This is a genomic window from Lysinibacillus sp. FSL K6-0102 (assembly GCF_038003545.1).
In the GTDB taxonomy this organism is placed as follows: Bacteria; Bacillota; Bacilli; order Bacillales_A; family Planococcaceae; genus Lysinibacillus; species Lysinibacillus capsici.
In genome coordinates, this window is sequence record NZ_JBBOPH010000001.1 from 1,224,946 (window position 1) to 1,241,146 (window position 16,201).

The 16,201-nt window shown below is 39.3% G+C and carries 16 protein-coding genes and 1 riboswitch; of the genes, 13 read left to right on the plus strand and 3 right to left on the minus strand.

Going from position 1 to position 16,201, the window contains the following annotated elements:
• Positions 1-9 precede the first annotated feature (9 nt).
• The 6 genes from glpK (at position 10) to NYE73_RS05735 (ending at position 5,704) form a co-directional block, all read left to right on the plus strand.
• Positions 10-1,503: a glycerol kinase GlpK gene (gene glpK, locus NYE73_RS05710; RefSeq protein WP_259950907.1), complete on the plus strand. Its 1,494-nt coding sequence runs from the start codon at positions 10-12 to the stop codon at positions 1,501-1,503.
• Between the two features lie 18 nt (positions 1,504-1,521).
• Positions 1,522-3,168, plus strand: a complete 1,647-nt coding sequence (locus NYE73_RS05715) for a glycerol-3-phosphate dehydrogenase/oxidase (RefSeq protein ID WP_259950908.1) — start codon at positions 1,522-1,524, stop codon at positions 3,166-3,168.
• Between the two features lie 3 nt (positions 3,169-3,171).
• Entirely contained in the window at positions 3,172-4,089 is a 918-nt protein-coding gene (locus tag NYE73_RS05720) for a lysophospholipase (protein ID WP_259950909.1), read from the plus strand.
• Positions 4,076-4,978, plus strand: a complete 903-nt coding sequence (gene miaA, locus NYE73_RS05725) for a tRNA (adenosine(37)-N6)-dimethylallyltransferase MiaA (RefSeq protein ID WP_054550565.1) — start codon at positions 4,076-4,078, stop codon at positions 4,976-4,978. Before NYE73_RS05720 ends, miaA begins: the two co-directional genes overlap by 14 nt.
• 97 nt (positions 4,979-5,075) lie before the next feature.
• Positions 5,076-5,306 carry an RNA chaperone Hfq gene (gene hfq, locus NYE73_RS05730; protein WP_004225825.1) on the plus strand — a complete coding sequence of 77 codons (231 nt, stop codon included), beginning with the start codon at positions 5,076-5,078 and terminating at the stop codon, positions 5,304-5,306.
• Between the two features lie 95 nt (positions 5,307-5,401).
• Positions 5,402-5,704, plus strand: a complete 303-nt coding sequence (locus NYE73_RS05735; RefSeq protein WP_009371183.1) for a rhodanese-like domain-containing protein — start codon at positions 5,402-5,404, stop codon at positions 5,702-5,704.
• 51 nt (positions 5,705-5,755) lie between these two features.
• Here NYE73_RS05735 and NYE73_RS05740 read toward each other — a convergent pair whose 3' ends face one another.
• Positions 5,756-6,145 (minus strand): hypothetical protein, encoded by a 390-nt coding sequence (locus tag NYE73_RS05740; RefSeq protein WP_259950910.1) that lies wholly within the window; start codon positions 6,143-6,145, stop codon positions 5,756-5,758.
• Between the two features lie 409 nt (positions 6,146-6,554).
• Positions 6,555-6,730: riboswitch (cobalamin riboswitch) on the plus strand.
• A 92-nt stretch (positions 6,731-6,822) separates the two neighbouring features.
• Between NYE73_RS05740 and cobT the strand changes: the two genes are divergently transcribed.
• Complete coding sequence (cobT, locus tag NYE73_RS05745; protein ID WP_115673536.1) at positions 6,823-7,878, plus strand: nicotinate-nucleotide--dimethylbenzimidazole phosphoribosyltransferase; 1,056 nt, start codon at positions 6,823-6,825, stop codon at positions 7,876-7,878.
• A 51-nt stretch (positions 7,879-7,929) separates the two neighbouring features.
• Here the strand turns inward: cobT and NYE73_RS05750 are convergent, their stop codons facing one another.
• A complete protein-coding gene (locus NYE73_RS05750; RefSeq protein WP_004225816.1) occupies positions 7,930-8,535 on the minus strand; it encodes a trimeric intracellular cation channel family protein in 606 nt (201 codons plus the stop codon).
• 340 nt (positions 8,536-8,875) lie between these two features.
• On the opposite strand from NYE73_RS05750, the gene NYE73_RS05755 reads away from it, so the two are divergent.
• From NYE73_RS05755 to glnA, 3 genes are all read left to right on the plus strand, one after another.
• Positions 8,876-10,129, plus strand: coding sequence for a methionine gamma-lyase family protein (locus NYE73_RS05755; RefSeq protein WP_259950911.1), 1,254 nt, complete (start codon positions 8,876-8,878; stop codon positions 10,127-10,129).
• Positions 10,130-10,283: 154 nt separating this feature from the next.
• A complete protein-coding gene (locus tag NYE73_RS05760; protein ID WP_004225812.1) occupies positions 10,284-10,661 on the plus strand; it encodes a MerR family transcriptional regulator in 378 nt (125 codons plus the stop codon).
• Between the two features lie 55 nt (positions 10,662-10,716).
• Complete coding sequence (glnA, locus tag NYE73_RS05765) at positions 10,717-12,051, plus strand: type I glutamate--ammonia ligase (RefSeq protein WP_004225810.1); 1,335 nt, start codon at positions 10,717-10,719, stop codon at positions 12,049-12,051.
• Positions 12,052-12,149: 98 nt separating this feature from the next.
• On the opposite strand, the gene NYE73_RS05770 is transcribed toward glnA, so the two are convergent.
• Complete coding sequence (locus NYE73_RS05770) at positions 12,150-12,455, minus strand: CotD family spore coat protein (RefSeq protein ID WP_016991980.1); 306 nt, start codon at positions 12,453-12,455, stop codon at positions 12,150-12,152.
• 556 nt (positions 12,456-13,011) lie between these two features.
• Here NYE73_RS05770 and NYE73_RS05775 point away from each other — a divergent pair.
• The 3 genes from NYE73_RS05775 to NYE73_RS05785 all read left to right on the plus strand — a co-directional run bounded on the left by NYE73_RS05775 (position 13,012) and on the right by NYE73_RS05785 (position 16,195).
• On the plus strand, positions 13,012-14,022 hold the full coding sequence (locus NYE73_RS05775; RefSeq protein WP_048391385.1) for an ABC transporter substrate-binding protein: 1,011 nt from the start codon (positions 13,012-13,014) through the stop codon (positions 14,020-14,022).
• Positions 14,023-14,145: 123 nt separating this feature from the next.
• Positions 14,146-15,162, plus strand: coding sequence for a FecCD family ABC transporter permease (locus tag NYE73_RS05780; RefSeq protein ID WP_054550569.1), 1,017 nt, complete (start codon positions 14,146-14,148; stop codon positions 15,160-15,162).
• Complete coding sequence (locus NYE73_RS05785) at positions 15,155-16,195, plus strand: FecCD family ABC transporter permease (protein WP_054550570.1); 1,041 nt, start codon at positions 15,155-15,157, stop codon at positions 16,193-16,195. The genes NYE73_RS05780 and NYE73_RS05785 overlap by 8 nt, the downstream gene beginning before the upstream one ends.
• Positions 16,196-16,201 lie beyond the last annotated feature (6 nt).

Consider the following 16,201-nt stretch of genomic DNA (forward strand, 5'->3'; position numbering starts at 1 on the left):
GGAAAATGGATGGGTAAATTTATTTTAGCGATTGATCAAGGAACGACAAGTTCAAGAGCCATTTTATTTGATAAAAAAGGTCAAATTGTTCATGTAGCACAAAAAGAATTTCAACAAATTTTTCCAAAGGCTGGCTGGGTAGAGCATAATGCCAATGAAATATGGGGTTCTATCTTGTCCGTTATTGCGGCGGTATTAACCGAAAGTGGCCATGAAGCAAGTGAGGTTCATGCGATCGGCATTACCAATCAGCGCGAAACAACAGTGGTGTGGGATAAACACACAGGTCAGCCGATTTACAATGCGATTGTCTGGCAATCACGCCAAACACAGGACATTGTGAATACCTTAAAAAAACAAGGACAGGAAGAACATTTTCAGCAAAAGACAGGGCTTCGCTTAGATGCTTATTTTTCAGCGACAAAAATTAAATGGATCTTAGATAATGTTGAAGGCGCTCGTGAAAAGGCAGACAATGGGGATTTATTATTTGGGACGATTGATACATGGCTTGTTTGGCGATTATCAAAGGGAAAGGCTCATGTGACCGATTACTCAAATGCAGCTCGAACAATGCTCTACAATATTCATGAATTGAAGTGGGATGAGGAACTTTGTGAGCTTTTAGCTATCCCAATGTCCATGCTTCCAGAAGTGAGAAATTCATCAGAAATATATACAGAAACGGCTCCAAGTATATTTTTTGGAGAAAAAATTCCGATAGCTGGAATTGCGGGTGATCAGCAAGCCGCACTTTTTGGACAAACTTGTTTTACCAAAGGAATGGCTAAAAACACGTATGGCACTGGCTGCTTTATGCTATTAAATACAGGAGAGCAGGCAGTGACATCGGAAAATGGTTTATTGACAACCATTGCGTGGGGAATTGATGGGACAGTGACCTATGCATTGGAAGGTAGTGTATTTGTAGCAGGATCAGCTATTCAATGGCTACGCGATGGACTTAGGATGATTCGTACAGCAGAGGATTCTGAATCCTATGCTAGAAAAGTAGATCATACCGATGGGGTTTATGTTGTCCCTGCCTTTGTTGGACTCGGTACACCTTACTGGGATACAGATGCACGTGGCGCCATTTTTGGGTTAACACGTGGAACATCAAAAGAACATTTTATTCGAGCAACACTAGAATCATTAGCCTATCAAACGAAAGATGTACTAGATGCAATGGAAGAAGCAGCAGGTACTCCGATTGAAGTACTCCGTGTAGATGGTGGAGCTGTCAAAAATCAATTTTTAATGCAGTTCCAAAGTGATGTTTTACAGCTACAAGTAGAGCTAGCAAAACTGAATGAGTCAACAGCACTCGGTGCAGCCTATTTAGCGGGGCTGGCGACAAGCTTCTGGCCAAACCAAGAGGCTTTATCTGCATTATGGGTGAGTGGGGAAACCTATCAACCTCACATGGATGAAGAACAAGCCACAGCTCTGTATACAGGATGGCAGAAGGCTGTAGAGGCAACACGAATTTTTAAATCATAGCTATTGGGGGAGAAAGGTATGTTTTCATTTGAGCAGCGACCAAAAATTTTATATTATCTAGAGCACTATAGCTTTGACGTATTAGTCATTGGTGGTGGTATTACAGGTGCAGGAATTGCATTAGATGCCGCATCAAGAGGCCTTTCTGTCGCATTAATTGATATGCAGGATTTTTCAGCTGGTACGTCGAGCCGTTCAACCAAATTGATTCACGGTGGTCTACGTTATTTAAAGCAATTTGATGTAGGAGTTGTAGCCGAGGTAGGGCGAGAGCGTGAAATTGTTTATGATAATGCTGTACATGTCACAACGCCTGAAAAAATGCTATTACCTTTATATAAAAAGGGTTCACTCGGTCCCTTCACAACATCTATGGCATTAAAGGTCTATGACCGCTTGGCAGGCGTCAAAAAACATGAACGTAGAACGATGTTAAATGCTCAGGAAACCCTGGCATTAGAGCCTTTACTCAATCAAGAGGGCTTAGTCGGCGGTGGCTATTATGTAGAATACCGTACAGATGATGCCCGTCTAACAATTGAAGTATTAAAAAAGGCTGTAGAATATGGAGCGCTTTGCCTCAACTATGCTGAAATGACGGAATTTATTTATGAAAAGAAAAAGCTTGTTGGCATTAAAGTGAGGGATCATGTGACGGGGAAAATGCTCAATGTCCATGCCGCCCAAATTGTGAATGCAACGGGTCCTTGGGTTGATGACGTACGACAAAAAGATAAAGTAGCAGATAACAAGCAATTACGTCTAACAAAGGGCGTTCATATTGTCCTCAAACAAAAGGATTTCCCGCTAAAGCAAGCTGTTTATTTTGATATTGCTGATGGTCGTATGGCCTTTGCCATTCCACGAGATGGCAAAACCTATGTAGGGACTACGGATACTGTCTATGAAGGTAATCCTGTACATCCAGTGGCAACACAGCAAGATGTGGATTATCTAATTGAGTCTGCTAAAAAGGTCTTTCCAACTGCTACTATCACAAGAGACACAATTGAATCCTCTTGGGCAGGCGTCCGACCTCTGATTTATGAAAAAGGTAAGGATCCATCAGAAATTTCAAGGAAAGATGAAATTTGGACAGCGCCAAGTGGTTTAATGACGATTGCGGGTGGTAAGCTTACGGGCTATCGCCAAATGGCTGAAACGATTGTGGATAAAATTGTGAAGACCCGTCGCTACAAGCATGCAAGTGCCTGTTTAACACGTGAGCTAGCACTTTCTGGTGCAAAGGGGATTAACGCTATTAATTTCCCTGACTATATTGCCTATAAAGCACGTGAAGGCGTACAATATGGCTTAAATTATGATGAAGCCAAGCATCTCGTACAAAAGTATGGCACGAATGTAGATGCCTTATTTGATCGGGTGAAATTTTTACATGAACATGGTAGTACAATGCCTCTTGCCTTACATGCGATGCTACTGTATGGCATTGAAGCCGAAATGGTCTATACACCAAGCGACTTCTTTATCCGTCGGACTGGTTTATTATACTTCGATATTGAAGCAGTAAAGCTTTATAAACAGCAAGTGATTCAGGTGATGCAACAACGCTTAAATTATACAGAGGAGCAAAAAAATAGATATATTGCTGAATTAGAGCAAGCCATTAACGATGCAACAAATTTTGTGATAGAAGGGGAGTAAGGGATGGAGCGTTATATTCAAATGTCGGATGATCAATTTGTCTTCACGCGAACATTGGAGCCTTCGACGCCATGTATTGGACATATTCACATTTTGCATGGCATGGCAGAGCACAGCGGTCGCTATTTAACATTTGCGAAAACACTCAACGCAGCAGGCTATGTTGTGACGATGCACGATCACCGTGGGCATGGTGAAACGGCAGCATATAATGGGACATTGGGCTTTTTTGCTGAAGAAAACGGCTTTGAGCGTGTTGTAAAAGATGCTCATGAAGTGATTACACAACTTCACGTACCATACGCTAATGTACCATTAATTCTCTTTGGCCATAGTATGGGTTCTTTCATTACTAGACGCTATATTCAATTATACGGAGAGCAAGTAGATAATGTTATTCTCTGTGGCACTGGAAATGTGACAGCCTTGCATGCTGTAGGAAATCTAGTAGCCAAGGCTTTAGCAAAGGGACTAGGAAAAGAAACTGAAAGTAAGCTGTTAAATCAATTGAGCTTTGGTAGCTTTAATAAGCAATTTCCCAATCCGAAGACTGCCTATGATTGGTTATGTTCAGTACAACAAGAGGTGGAAAAGTATATCGATGATCCCTATTGTGGCTTTATTCCAACGAATCAATTTTTCGTGGATTTGACAACTGGCTTTGCCACACTAAATCGTAAAAAAGAATTAGCAAAAGTAAGAAAAGACCTCCCTATTCTCTTGATTAGTGGCAGTAAAGATCCGGTTGGTGAACAGGGGCTAGGCGTTTACAAAGTTGCTGAACAGTTAGCAGCGGTGGGTGTAGAGGATGTAACGGTTTATTTATTCGAGGATAAACGACATGAAATTTTAAATGAAGACAATCAAGAAGCGGTCTTTCAAGTTTTATTACGGTGGTTAGAAAAATATGATAGAAACTAAATTGCAGCAGGCAGAGGTCGTAGCAATAGTGGGGCCGACTGCCTCTGGTAAAACGGCATTAAGCATTGAATTGGCAAAAAAATATAACGGTGAAGTCATTAATGGTGATTCCATGCAAGTTTATAAAGGGCTCGATATTGGGACAGCTAAAATTACCGAAGAAGAGATGGAGGGCGTTCCTCATCATTTACTTAGCTTTTTAGAGCCTACAGAATCTTTTTCGGTAGCAGATTATCAAAAATTAGTACGTGCGAAGATCGCGGAAATACAAGCTCGTCAAAAATTACCTATAATAGTAGGAGGCTCTGGCTTATATGTACAAGCTGTCCTCTATGATTTCCAATTTACTGATGAAAAAGTAGATGAAGAAGCACGAAAAGCCTACTATGAGGAATTAGCAAAGCTTGGCCCTGAGGCAATGCATGACAAACTAAAACAACTAGACCCTCAAACAGCGGAGACAATCCATCCAAACAATACACGTCGTGTTATTCGTGCATTAGAAATGCTGGAATTAAGCGGTGTATCAAAAGCAGCTGAAGCGCAAAATCGAGGGGAAGTACCCCTTTACGACCATGTTATTTTAGGGCTAGGTCAAAACATGTCCCGTGACGTGCTATATGACCGTATTAATCGTCGTGTTGATTTAATGGTGGAAAATGGTCTTCTGCAAGAGGTGAAGGGATTATGGCAGCAAAATATCCGTGGAGTGCAGTCTATACAAGCCATCGGGTATAAAGAATTATATGATTATTTAGATGGCAAATGTACCCTAGAGGAAGCCCTTGATAGCTTAAAACAAAATTCCCGTCGCTATGCAAAAAGACAGCTTACTTATTTCCGTAATAAAATGGATGTCCATTTTATTACGCCGGATGATCGATTATAAGAATAAAGAAAAATTTCTAAAAATTACTAATTGATAAATTGGTAGAACGTGCTACTATAGGAATGAAGAGGTAGAAAGTTAGTAGGGAGGCTATTTGATGAAATCAATCAATTTGCAAGATACGTTCTTGAACCAACTACGTAAAAACAGTGTTTTTGTAACTGTATTTCTGTTAAACGGATTTCAGTTAAAAGGGACTGTGAAATCATATGATAATTTTACAGTATTACTACTTGATGCTGAAAATAAGCAGCACCTAATCTACAAGCATGCCATTTCTACATTCGTACCAGCAAAACAAATAGAGTTTTTAGAGACAGAAGTATAATAAGTTTGTTAAACAGTTAGTGTTCTCACACTGGCTGTTTTTTTTGCTACAAGCTATAATGATAGTGGAATTTGATATTTTGGAGGACAAAGTTTATGAAAACAATGGAAACAACACAATTATTAGATCTGTTAGATGCAAATGAGGACCTATATATTATCGATGTACGTGAAGAGGATGAAGTAGCCCATGGCATGATCCCAGGTGCTCAACATATTGCACTCGGAACTATCCCTGAACGTTTAGAGGAATTAGATGTAGAAAAGCCATATATTATTGTATGCAAGGCTGGAGCTCGTTCTGCCAATGCGTGTGCTTACTTAGAGGCCCAAGGATTTGATGTAACAAACCTTGAAGGCGGCATGCTGGCTTATGATGGAGAATTAGAATTTAAATAAATCATGAAAAAAGAAAGAGTATACACTCTTTCTTTTTTCATGATTATTTTTTCAAGGGGCATCCATGATAAAATTAAAATTCTCTTCAAAGTTTTTGTAGATATTAACATTTTTTTGTCCCTGCACTTTTGAAGCATAACTAGCAAAGTTTAGACCAGCTCCATAAATTTGTAGTGCTCCATTCGCCAAATCCCCTTTTTGGAGAAGCTCAATGCCATCTTTCAAGAAATTTTGACTCTCCTCGAAATGACACTCCGTAATGTATTTATCACCACTATGAAATAACTTTAAATTTTCTAGTATTTTATTTGCTGTCTCTTCACTGATCGAAGCGTCGATATTGATTAACAACTGATTGATCGGTTTTACGAGTTTGGCATAGAGGCTATCGTGCGTTTCACAGGTTTCAGCAATAGCGTTTCTTAATTGTTTTGCATTCATCGTATCTACTCCTAACTTTTCATCGTTTTACTATTGATACTTACCCTAATTTTAATCATAGAAATAATTTATGTTTACATTGAACAGATTATTAAGGTTTCAACTTTTATGTTCAACATTACTCAGTGAATTGGCAGAACATATGCTATGGAAGGTAGAGATGATTGAAAAGTCTGTAGTTTACTTGTTATGGCAATTGATTCAGTAATGGATTTTTGTACAAGCCGAGTGTTAGACATAGAGAATTCTAAAAAGCACTAATTATGGAAGACTAGGAATCAAGTGAAGGATTCATTTATTGTGACAAGCTCTTGATAAGCTTTTATTGTGAATAGCAGTATGTACTAAGTTAACACTCAAAAAATTTTTTCCTCTTGACACTAAAAAAGTTGTAAAGTAGATTTAACATAATTACATAAAAGCAATAGGTGCCCATTAGGGAGAATAGGGAATAAAGTGAAAAGCTTTAGCGGACCCGCCACTGTATAAGGGAATTTCATAGTGTATGCCACTAGCAAATTGCTGGGAAGGTACTATGAGGTGTTGAACTTGAGCCAGGAGACCTGCCTACATGCTTTAGAAGATATAGATGATGGAAAAGTCTGTAGTTTATTTGTCATGACAATAAACTACAGACTTTTTATTTTGTCTTAATGAGAACGAGAGGAGAAATAATCATGCAATTATTACAAGACACGATTCAAAACATTCAGGGGGCTGATATGAAAAGTATGGAGCAAGCTAGAAAGCGGATTGATGCGCTTTGTAAGCCCCCAGGTAGCTTGGGTAAACTAGAATCACTTGCCGTACAGCTCTCTGGTATAACAGGACAATTATATCCGATGGTCGACAAAAAAGTGATGATTGTCTGTGCTGCAGATCATGGTGTTTGCGAGGAAGGTGTAACCACGAATCCACAAGATGTTACGGTCTTTCAAACATTAAATTTTCCTAAGGGGGGTACAGGCGTTTGTGCGATTGCGGGGATTACCAATGCAAAGGTGGTCACAGTAGATGTGGGTGTAAAAGAAGATATTCCACTTGATGCAGGTGTCATTATTCATAAAATTAAATATGGTACAGATAACATGGCACAAGGTCCAGCTATGGCCAAACAAGAAGCCATTCAATCGATAGAAGTAGGAATCCGTGTGGCCACTGAGGAAATCATAAAAGGTGCTGATGTACTTGGGACTGGAGAAATGGGCATCGGCAATACAACACCAAGTGCTGCGATATTAGCTGTTTTGACGGGATGCAACCCTATCGAAGTAACGGGGTTTGGTGCAGGAGTAGGCCAAGGAGGCATTGCCTATAAAGCGGCAGTTATTGAAAAAGCAATTACCTTAAATAAGCCTAATCCAAATGATGTTATTGATGTTCTGGCTAAGGTTGGAGGGTTAGAGATAGGGGCGATGACAGGTATTATTCTTGGCGCTGCTGCCCATCGTAAACCTGTTGTCATTGATGGATTTATTTCGACTATAGCCTCCCTCATTGCTTATAAGCTCGAACCAAAAGTAATCGATTATATCATTCCTTCCCATGCTTCAGAGGAACCAGGGGCAAAAATTGCCGCTGCCTTACTAGGCATTGAACCAATGTTGCACATGAATATGCGTTTAGGCGAAGGTTCTGGAGCAGCCTTAGCCTTTCCTATTTTAGATGCAGCTTGCTCGATGATGAAAAACATGGTGACTTTAGAAGAATCAATGCAGTTGTTAAAAAGATAAAAACAATAAAACAGCCAATGACTTAATTTTTGGTCATTGGCTGAATGATATTTATGCACGATTTAATTTTCGTAATGGCAAGCGCCACTTCATCATATAGGAAAGAATACGTAAAGCTGTAATCACTGCGAATAAAATATAAAGGAAAATGTCCCCTGTAAAAACCTCGAATCCGATTAGCAGTCCAGCAAGAGCTGCCCAAACACCATAAACTTCATCACGGAGAACTAATGGTTTTCTTCTAGCTAATAAATCTCGTACAATACCCCCACCTGAACCTGTCAAAACAGCAGCTACAATGACTGCGCTTACTGGCATATCAAGCTTGACAGCATAGAGTGCGCCTTGAATAGCGAATGCTGATAAGCCAATCGCATCTGTGAAGTTACCCCAACGATGCCAATGTTGAATCAGATGATGCGGAAAAATAAAGAATATCGTAATCGCAGCAAGCGCTATTTGAAACATCATATCCTGTCCCCAAAGTGTTGTGACAGGTAGTCCAATGAGTAAATTTCGGATAGCTCCTCCACCAAAAGCAGTCACAATACCAAGTATATATACACCGAATAAATCGTATTCTTCTTCCATGGCAATAATTGCCCCAGAAATAGCAAAGGCAATTGTTCCTATAATACTAAAAACCTCCCAAGCCATCCCTTTCACCCCTTCTATCAATAAATAAACTTTATTAAAAGTTAAAAGACTTTTTACGTAACAGAATCTATGAATTTAATAGCCAAAATAGGTCATTAAATACGCATCTTGAAATGAGTCCGCACATTAGCTTAGCGTAAAATCCTCTTAGAAACAATAGGCAAGTTTTACAGGTGCACATACAAATTGATAAAATGTGATTAAAATAAAGAAAACATTCGTCAAAAGCGTTCATATACCAGTAGTTAGTTAGGGAATTCTAGAGTGATTGAAGTCAATTTAGATAGTCAATAAATCTTACTGATTGAAATGCGAGACATTGTGAAATGGAGAAGAAAGAATGACGTTTACATCAAATTTATCAACAGAAACGCTATTGCTAGCGGCAAAAGTAGAGGAGCAAGTTCGGCCTTATCATGCCAATGTAGAAGAAATGGCGTTCTACAATCAGCAGAAGGTGCTAGCAGCTTTCAGAAAGCATCAAGTAAGTGATTATCATTTACACCCATCAAACGGCTATGGCTATGATGATGAGGGGCGCGATAATCTAGAGCGTGTTTATGCGGAGGTATTTGGTGCAGAGGCAGCCATAGTCCGACCACAAATTATTTCAGGCACACATGCAATCACGCTTAGTCTATTCGGTGTTTTGCGTCCTGGTGATGAGCTGCTTTATATTTCTGGTCAGCCATATGATACATTGCAATCCATTGTCGATGGTGGTGATAAAGATACAGGTTCACTGAAAGATTATAAAATCGGTTATCGACATGTGGATTTACTAGATAATCAGGTTATTGATTGGGCAGGTGTAGAAGCGGCCATTACAGCACAAACCAAAATGATTGCGATTCAGCGTTCAAAAGGCTACGCAACACGTCCATCCTTTACAATTGAAGAAATTGCAGAAATGTGTGTAAAGGTACGTAAAATAGCTCCGAAAGCTATTATTTTTGTAGATAACTGCTATGGCGAGTTTGTAGAGGCCCAGGAACCTACAGAGGTTGGGGCTGACTTAATGGCAGGCTCGCTCATTAAAAATCCAGGTGGAGGCTTGGCTAAAATTGGTGGCTATATTGCTGGACGCGCAGATTTAGTGGAGAAATGTGCCTATCGTATGACATCTCCAGGTATTGGAGCAGAAGCGGGGGCCACATTAAATACACTAGGTGATTTTTATCAAGGGTTTTTCCTAGCACCACATGTTGTATCGCAAGCACTAAAAGGGGCGATATTTACAGCTTCAATGCTTGAGGAAATCGGCATAAGCACTTCTCCGAGCTATCACGCGAAGCGTACAGATTTAATTCAATCAGTATCGTTCCAAACGGCTCAGCAAATGATTGATTTTTGTCGTGAAATACAAGCGAACTCACCGATAAATGCCCATTATGCTCCTGAACCAGCCTATATGCCAGGCTATGAAGATGATGTCATTATGGCAGCTGGAACATTTATTCAGGGGTCCAGCATTGAGCTAACAGCGGATGGCCCAATACGACCTCCATATACAGCATTTATCCAGGGGGGACTAACATATGAACACGTTAAATTTGCTATTTGCAGTGCGGTTCAAGCCATTCAAAAAGCATAACAAGACAATAGATAAAGCCTAAATATGAATAGTTTTTTACAATTTTTAATCGAATTGAAAAAAATAGTGCCAACCATGTTAGATAACCTTACATGGTTGGTTGACAGTAAAAAAATTTCGTTATATGATAAGCGGGTATTGGAGGAGGACTTAAATGAGTCGTGAAATTAGACGAACTATGCCGTTATTATCGATGAGTATTGTGATGCAATTAACAGAGCTTTCGGCAAGACAAATTCGTTATTATGAAGAACACCATTTAATTGAGCCGCACCGAACAGAAGGCAATCGACGTATGTTTTCACTAAATGACGTCGACACATTGCTTGAGGTTAAAGATTACTTAGAACAGGGTATGAATATGGCGAAGATTAAAAAAATATTTGCTAAAAAGAAAAATCCTGTTGCAACAACTGATGAGCAAGATTTAAGTGATTCAGAATTACGCCAAATTATGCGCGAAGAAATGCGTCAAGCACAGCGCATGCAAAAATCGTCCATCCGAAGAGGGGATTTATCTCGATTCTATTAATAAATAGAGTAGGGTAAACATAAAAGCTAGACAAATTATAGGAGTGTGGAAAACTGTGGGTAAATACACAAAAGAGGACATTAAACGTCTCATCGAAGAAAAAAACGTAAGCTTTATTCGTTTACAATTTACAGATATTCTTGGCACTATCAAAAATGTTGAGATTCCTGTAAGTCAATTAGACAAAGCACTTGAAAATAAAATGATGTTTGATGGCTCATCTATTGAAGGTTTCGTTCGAATCGAAGAATCTGATATGTATTTATATCCTGATCTTGATACTTTCGTAGTATTCCCTTGGACTTCTGAAAAAGGGAAAGTAGCACGTTTTATCTGTGATGTATACACTGCGAAAGGCGAACCGTTTGCTGGTGACCCACGTAACAACCTAAAACGAATTCTTAAAAAAATGGAAGAAATGGGCTTCTCAAGCTTCAATTTAGGGCCTGAGCCAGAATTCTTCTTATTCAAATTAGATGCAAAAGGCGAACCAACATTAGAAGTAAATGACCATGGTGGTTATTTCGATTTAGCGCCAACAGACCTTGGTGAAAATTGCCGTCGTGATATCGTGTTAGAGCTAGAAGAAATGGGCTTTGAAATTGAAGCATCACACCATGAGGTAGCTCCAGGACAACACGAAATCGACTTTAAATATGCGGATGCTGTTACTGCATGTGATAACATCCAAACATTCAAATTAGTGGTTAAAACAATCGCTCGTAAACATGGCTTACACGCTACATTTATGCCAAAACCACTATTTGGTGAAGCGGGCTCTGGTATGCACTTTAACGTGTCACTATTTAAAGGCAAAGAAAATGCGTTCTATGATGAATCTACAGAATTAGGTCTTTCTGAAACAGCTATGCAATTCATGGCGGGTGTTCTTGCACACGTACAAGGTTTCACAGCTGTAACAAACCCAACAGTTAACTCTTATAAACGTCTAGTACCAGGTTATGAAGCACCATGTTATGTAGCATGGTCTGCACAAAACCGTTCACCATTAATTCGTATTCCATCTGCACGTGGCCTTTCAACTCGTGTTGAAGTACGCTCTGTAGACCCTTCTGCAAACCCATATTTAGCGATGGCAGTTATTTTAGAAGCAGGTCTTGAAGGTATTCGTCAAAGCCTAACACCACCTGCTGCTATTAACCGCAACATCTATGTGATGTCGGAAGAAGAGCGTCAAGCAAATGGTATTGAAAACCTACCTGCAGCACTTGATGATGCACTAACATTACTTGCTAAAGATCAAGTAGCACAGGAAGCATTAGGTGAGCATATTTATGCAAACTTTAAAGAAGCAAAAGAAATCGAGTTCGATATGTACCGTACAACTGTTCATCAATGGGAACGCGATCAATATTTAAAAATGTATTAATCATAAAGATACCGAGTGCCTGATAAAGGGTACTCGGTTTTTTTCTGAACATATTAGGAACGATGGGGTCATATGACAACCCCATCGTTATTTTAGTATTAGCGCATATGTTTATGATGGTGTGGCATATGGCAAGGGTTAGGTGGCATACCGCACATTGTATGTGTTTCACAGCATTCATTCACGACAGATTCTGTGCATGGGAAATAATACTGATGATCAATCATATGTTTGTTCACTGTTGTAACATGTGCAGGTTGTACGTGTGGAACAACTGTATGGATATAATTTGTGCGTACATATTGCTCTGGTGGTAAAAATTGTGGTGGATCATATTGCATTGGCATCATTTGTGGCGGACAGCAGTGTGGACCTTTTGCCGGATGGCGTCTTCGTTGAAACATGTTATTACCTCCTGTTTTGATAAGTTGTAGTTCATTATTAAGATATGAGATATACGTCGATAGGGTCTATTTATTTGCCTATTAATGCATAGGTAAATCTAACAAGTAACTAAAATAGTAGAAAATCTATAATCAATTTGCCTACGTCTTTGAGTGAAATGAAAGCATGACATATTGTTGAAAATGATGATGTCAACGGCAGGAAAAGCAATTTCGCGGGGCGAGGCGTTTTCCGTTCCATCATCGTCCTTTCCAAAGGGCGATGATCCTCCCCTGATCATGCTGCAAAACTTCTTTCATGTCTAACAGTAGTGAACAAAATAGCACATATTTTCAAAGTGAAGATAATGAGTCTAACAACCATCCAAATGCTTGGTTTTCAACACGATGAATAGGTTTTTCAAATAACGTTCTTCCTAGCGTCATAATGTAAAATAAATTTTTATTAAAAAAGTATGTTTTTTGAAAAAATAGATATTGTCAATAAAACAATCGTACAGTATACTCTTTAATTGATAATGATTATCGTTGTCGATTATTTCTTAGGAGGAAATGTATGCCAAAATTATCACTGCAAAAAAAGAACTTTTTTGTACTTTTCACACTACTATTAACCTTCGCGTTATTATTAGTTGGGTGTGGGGAGAAAACATCGAACTCCAGTAGTTCACAAGAGAACGACAAAGCAGAAGAAAGCAACACTGAATCAGAATCTTCTAGTCGTGAGATTACACATGCAATGGGTACTACAACGATTGAAGGCACACCTACAAAAATCGTTACACTATATCAAGGCGCAACAGATGTTGCAGTTGCTATGGGCATTAAACCAGTTGGGGTAGTAGAATCTTGGGCAGAAGCGCCTGTTTATAATTATATGAAGAATGAGCTTGATGGCGTTGCAATTGTAGGACAAGAAACACAACCAAACCTTGAAGAAATTGCAAAGCTTAAACCAGATTTAATTATTGCTTCTAAAGTACGTCATGAAGAAATTTATGATCAGTTATCGCAGATTGCACCAACAGTTGCTCATGAAACGGTTTTCGATTTCAAAGGTACAGCTGAAATGATGGGTCAAGCAATGAATCAAGAAGATAAGGTGAATGAATTACTTGGCGATTGGGATACACGAGTAGCTGATTTCCAAACAAAAATCAAAGAGAAGCTTGGCGATAAATGGCCATTCCATGTTTCTGTTGTCAACTTCAGAGCAGACCATGCTCGTATTTATGTGACAGGTTATGCGGGTTCTATTTTATCTGAGCTTGGATTCCAAGGTCCTAAAAATTTAACAGATGATTCTTTAGAAATTGTGAAGCTAACTGACAAGGAAAGCATCACACAAATGAATGCTGATGTTATTTATATGTTTATGGAAAATGATGAGACAGTGAAAAAAACTTATGAAGATTGGACAAACCATCCACTTTGGAAAGAGCTTGACGCAGTGAAAGCGAATCAAGTTTATCAGGTAGATGAAATTAATTGGAATCTAGCAGGTGGTATTACTAGTGCTAATTTAATGCTAGATGATATTTATGACAAGTTTGAATTAGAAAAATAGTGAATGAAGGATGGGCTGTTAAAAGTGTTAGAGAATACTTGAATAACAGCCCTCTCATTGTAGTGTTTGAGCATAATTGAAACCTACATAAGCTAAATCGTGGATCAAGAAAGTTGGCATAACATGAGAATTATTCTTTCCAGTACACCGATGAAACAAATAGGTTTATTCATCAGCTGTTTGATTCTTTTGCTGGCATTTATATTCAGCATAGCTATTGGTCAAACATCCATACCTTTTTCGTCAATCTATGATGCTATTTTTCATTTTGATGCTGCTAACAAGGAGCATGTCATTATTCGAACATCTAGATTTACAAGAGCTGTGATCGCTACAGTAGTTGGCGCAAGCCTTGCCATTGCGGGCGCATTAATGCGAGCATTAACAAGAAATCCTTTAGCAGCTCCTGATATTTTAGGTATTAATGCAGGGGCCATATTTTTTATTGTCAGTGCTATTACTCTTTTTTCCGTTCAATCTTTAATGAGCTATATGTGGATTGCCTTTTTAGGGGCAGGTGCAGCGGGGGCGATGGTTTTTTTCCTAGGCTCATTAGGAAGAGATGGGTTAACACCGATAAAAATAGTATTAGCTGGTGCAGCGATTACAGCTCTGTTTGTCTCGTTTACGCAGGGGCTTTTAGTCATCGATGAACAAGGTTTACAAAGTGTCCTGTTTTGGTTAGCAGGTTCTGTATCGGGGCGTAGTATTGAAATGCTCGTGCCTGTCCTACCGTTTATTTTAGGAGTGACAGTTGTGGCAATATTTATGGGGCGTTCAATCAATATTTTACAATCAGGAGATGATATTGCCAAAGGATTAGGACAACGAACAATGCTCACGAAAATCACACTAGGCATAATTATTATCATACTGGCAGGCAGTTCAGTAGCTGTTGCAGGTTCAATAGGGTTTATTGGCTTGATTGTCCCTCATATGGCGATCCAACTTGTTGGCACAGATTATCGCTGGATTATTCCCTACAGTGCCGTATTAGGAGCAATATTGCTACTGTTGGCTGATATTGCGGCAAGATATGTGATTATGCCATTGGAAATGCCGATTGGTGTCATGACTGCCTTAATCGGAGCTCCTTTCTTTATTTATATTGCACGAAAGGGGTTAGCAAAAAATGCCTAATTATGTGTCGGTTAGAACGAAAACTAATCGTATATCTTTTCAAATTGCTAAAAGAACGGCTTGGATTCTACTACTTTTAAGCTTATTATTAGTCCTCATTACGGTTCTTGGTTTATCTGCGGGGAGCGAGTTTATCCATCCTGTCACAGTGGTGAAAGAATTATTAGGCTATGGCAATGGAGATTACGATTTTGTCTTACATACATTAAGGCTCCCGCGTGTGTTGATGGCCTTATTAGTTGGTGCTGCGCTGGGAGTTGCCGGTTTAATTTTACAAGGAATTATCCGTAATCCTCTTGCTGCCCCAGATATTATTGGTATAACGAGCGGAGCATCGATGGGGGCAATTATTTTTATCGTGTACTTTATGGGATCAGTCAGCATTCAATTTTTACCGTTAGCTGCTATATTAGGTGCTGGTATTGTCTCCTTCATCATTTACCTACTATCATGGAGAAAAGGAGTCACACCAATTCGAATGGTACTAATTGGAATTGGCATCTCAGCTTTAGCAAAGGCGGTTGTGACGATGCTGCTTGTAATCAGTAATGTAGCCGCTACAACGAAAGCCTATTTATGGCTGACAGGTAGTTTGTATGGGGCCAATATGCAGGATGTCTATTTGCTATTACCGTGGCTAGTCATTTTAGTGCCACTAACATTTATTTTAGCAAGAACGGTGAATGTGAAGGAATTAGGCGATGAAATAGCGATAGGGCTAGGAGTAAAAGTACAAGTGTATCGTTTACTTTTTCTACTCATTAGTGTCATGCTAGCTGGTTCTGCAGTAGCTTTTGCCGGTGGCATTGCCTTTGTTGGATTAGTGGCCCCTCATATGAGCAGAATGCTTGTTGGGCGTTCCTTTGCAGGATTAATTCCTGTGACAGCTATTATAGGTGGAATCATTGTCATTGTGGCTGATATGGTGGCACGCACAGCCTTTTTACCGAAGGATTTACCTACAGGAGTCTTTACTGCTGCAATTGGCGCACCATTCTTTATTTATTTATTATTTAGAACGCGCAATCAATAAAGCTTC

Coding starts and splice junctions, on each gene's coding strand:
- glpK (WP_259950907.1), top strand. CDS start 10: ATGGGTAAATTTATTTTAGCGATTGATCAAGGAACGACAAGTTCAAGA.
- NYE73_RS05715 (WP_259950908.1), top strand. CDS start 1,522: ATGTTTTCATTTGAGCAGCGACCAAAAATTTTATATTATCTAGAGCAC.
- NYE73_RS05720 (WP_259950909.1), top strand. CDS start 3,172: ATGGAGCGTTATATTCAAATGTCGGATGATCAATTTGTCTTCACGCGA.
- miaA (WP_054550565.1), top strand. CDS start 4,076: ATGATAGAAACTAAATTGCAGCAGGCAGAGGTCGTAGCAATAGTGGGG.
- hfq (WP_004225825.1), top strand. CDS start 5,076: ATGAAATCAATCAATTTGCAAGATACGTTCTTGAACCAACTACGTAAA.
- NYE73_RS05735 (WP_009371183.1), top strand. CDS start 5,402: ATGAAAACAATGGAAACAACACAATTATTAGATCTGTTAGATGCAAAT.
- NYE73_RS05740 (WP_259950910.1), bottom strand. CDS start 6,145: ATGAATGCAAAACAATTAAGAAACGCTATTGCTGAAACCTGTGAAACG.
- cobT (WP_115673536.1), top strand. CDS start 6,823: ATGCAATTATTACAAGACACGATTCAAAACATTCAGGGGGCTGATATG.
- NYE73_RS05750 (WP_004225816.1), bottom strand. CDS start 8,535: ATGGCTTGGGAGGTTTTTAGTATTATAGGAACAATTGCCTTTGCTATT.
- NYE73_RS05755 (WP_259950911.1), top strand. CDS start 8,876: ATGACGTTTACATCAAATTTATCAACAGAAACGCTATTGCTAGCGGCA.
- NYE73_RS05760 (WP_004225812.1), top strand. CDS start 10,284: ATGAGTCGTGAAATTAGACGAACTATGCCGTTATTATCGATGAGTATT.
- NYE73_RS05770 (WP_016991980.1), bottom strand. CDS start 12,455: ATGTTTCAACGAAGACGCCATCCGGCAAAAGGTCCACACTGCTGTCCG.
- NYE73_RS05775 (WP_048391385.1), top strand. CDS start 13,012: ATGCCAAAATTATCACTGCAAAAAAAGAACTTTTTTGTACTTTTCACA.
- NYE73_RS05780 (WP_054550569.1), top strand. CDS start 14,146: ATGAGAATTATTCTTTCCAGTACACCGATGAAACAAATAGGTTTATTC.
- NYE73_RS05785 (WP_054550570.1), top strand. CDS start 15,155: ATGCCTAATTATGTGTCGGTTAGAACGAAAACTAATCGTATATCTTTT.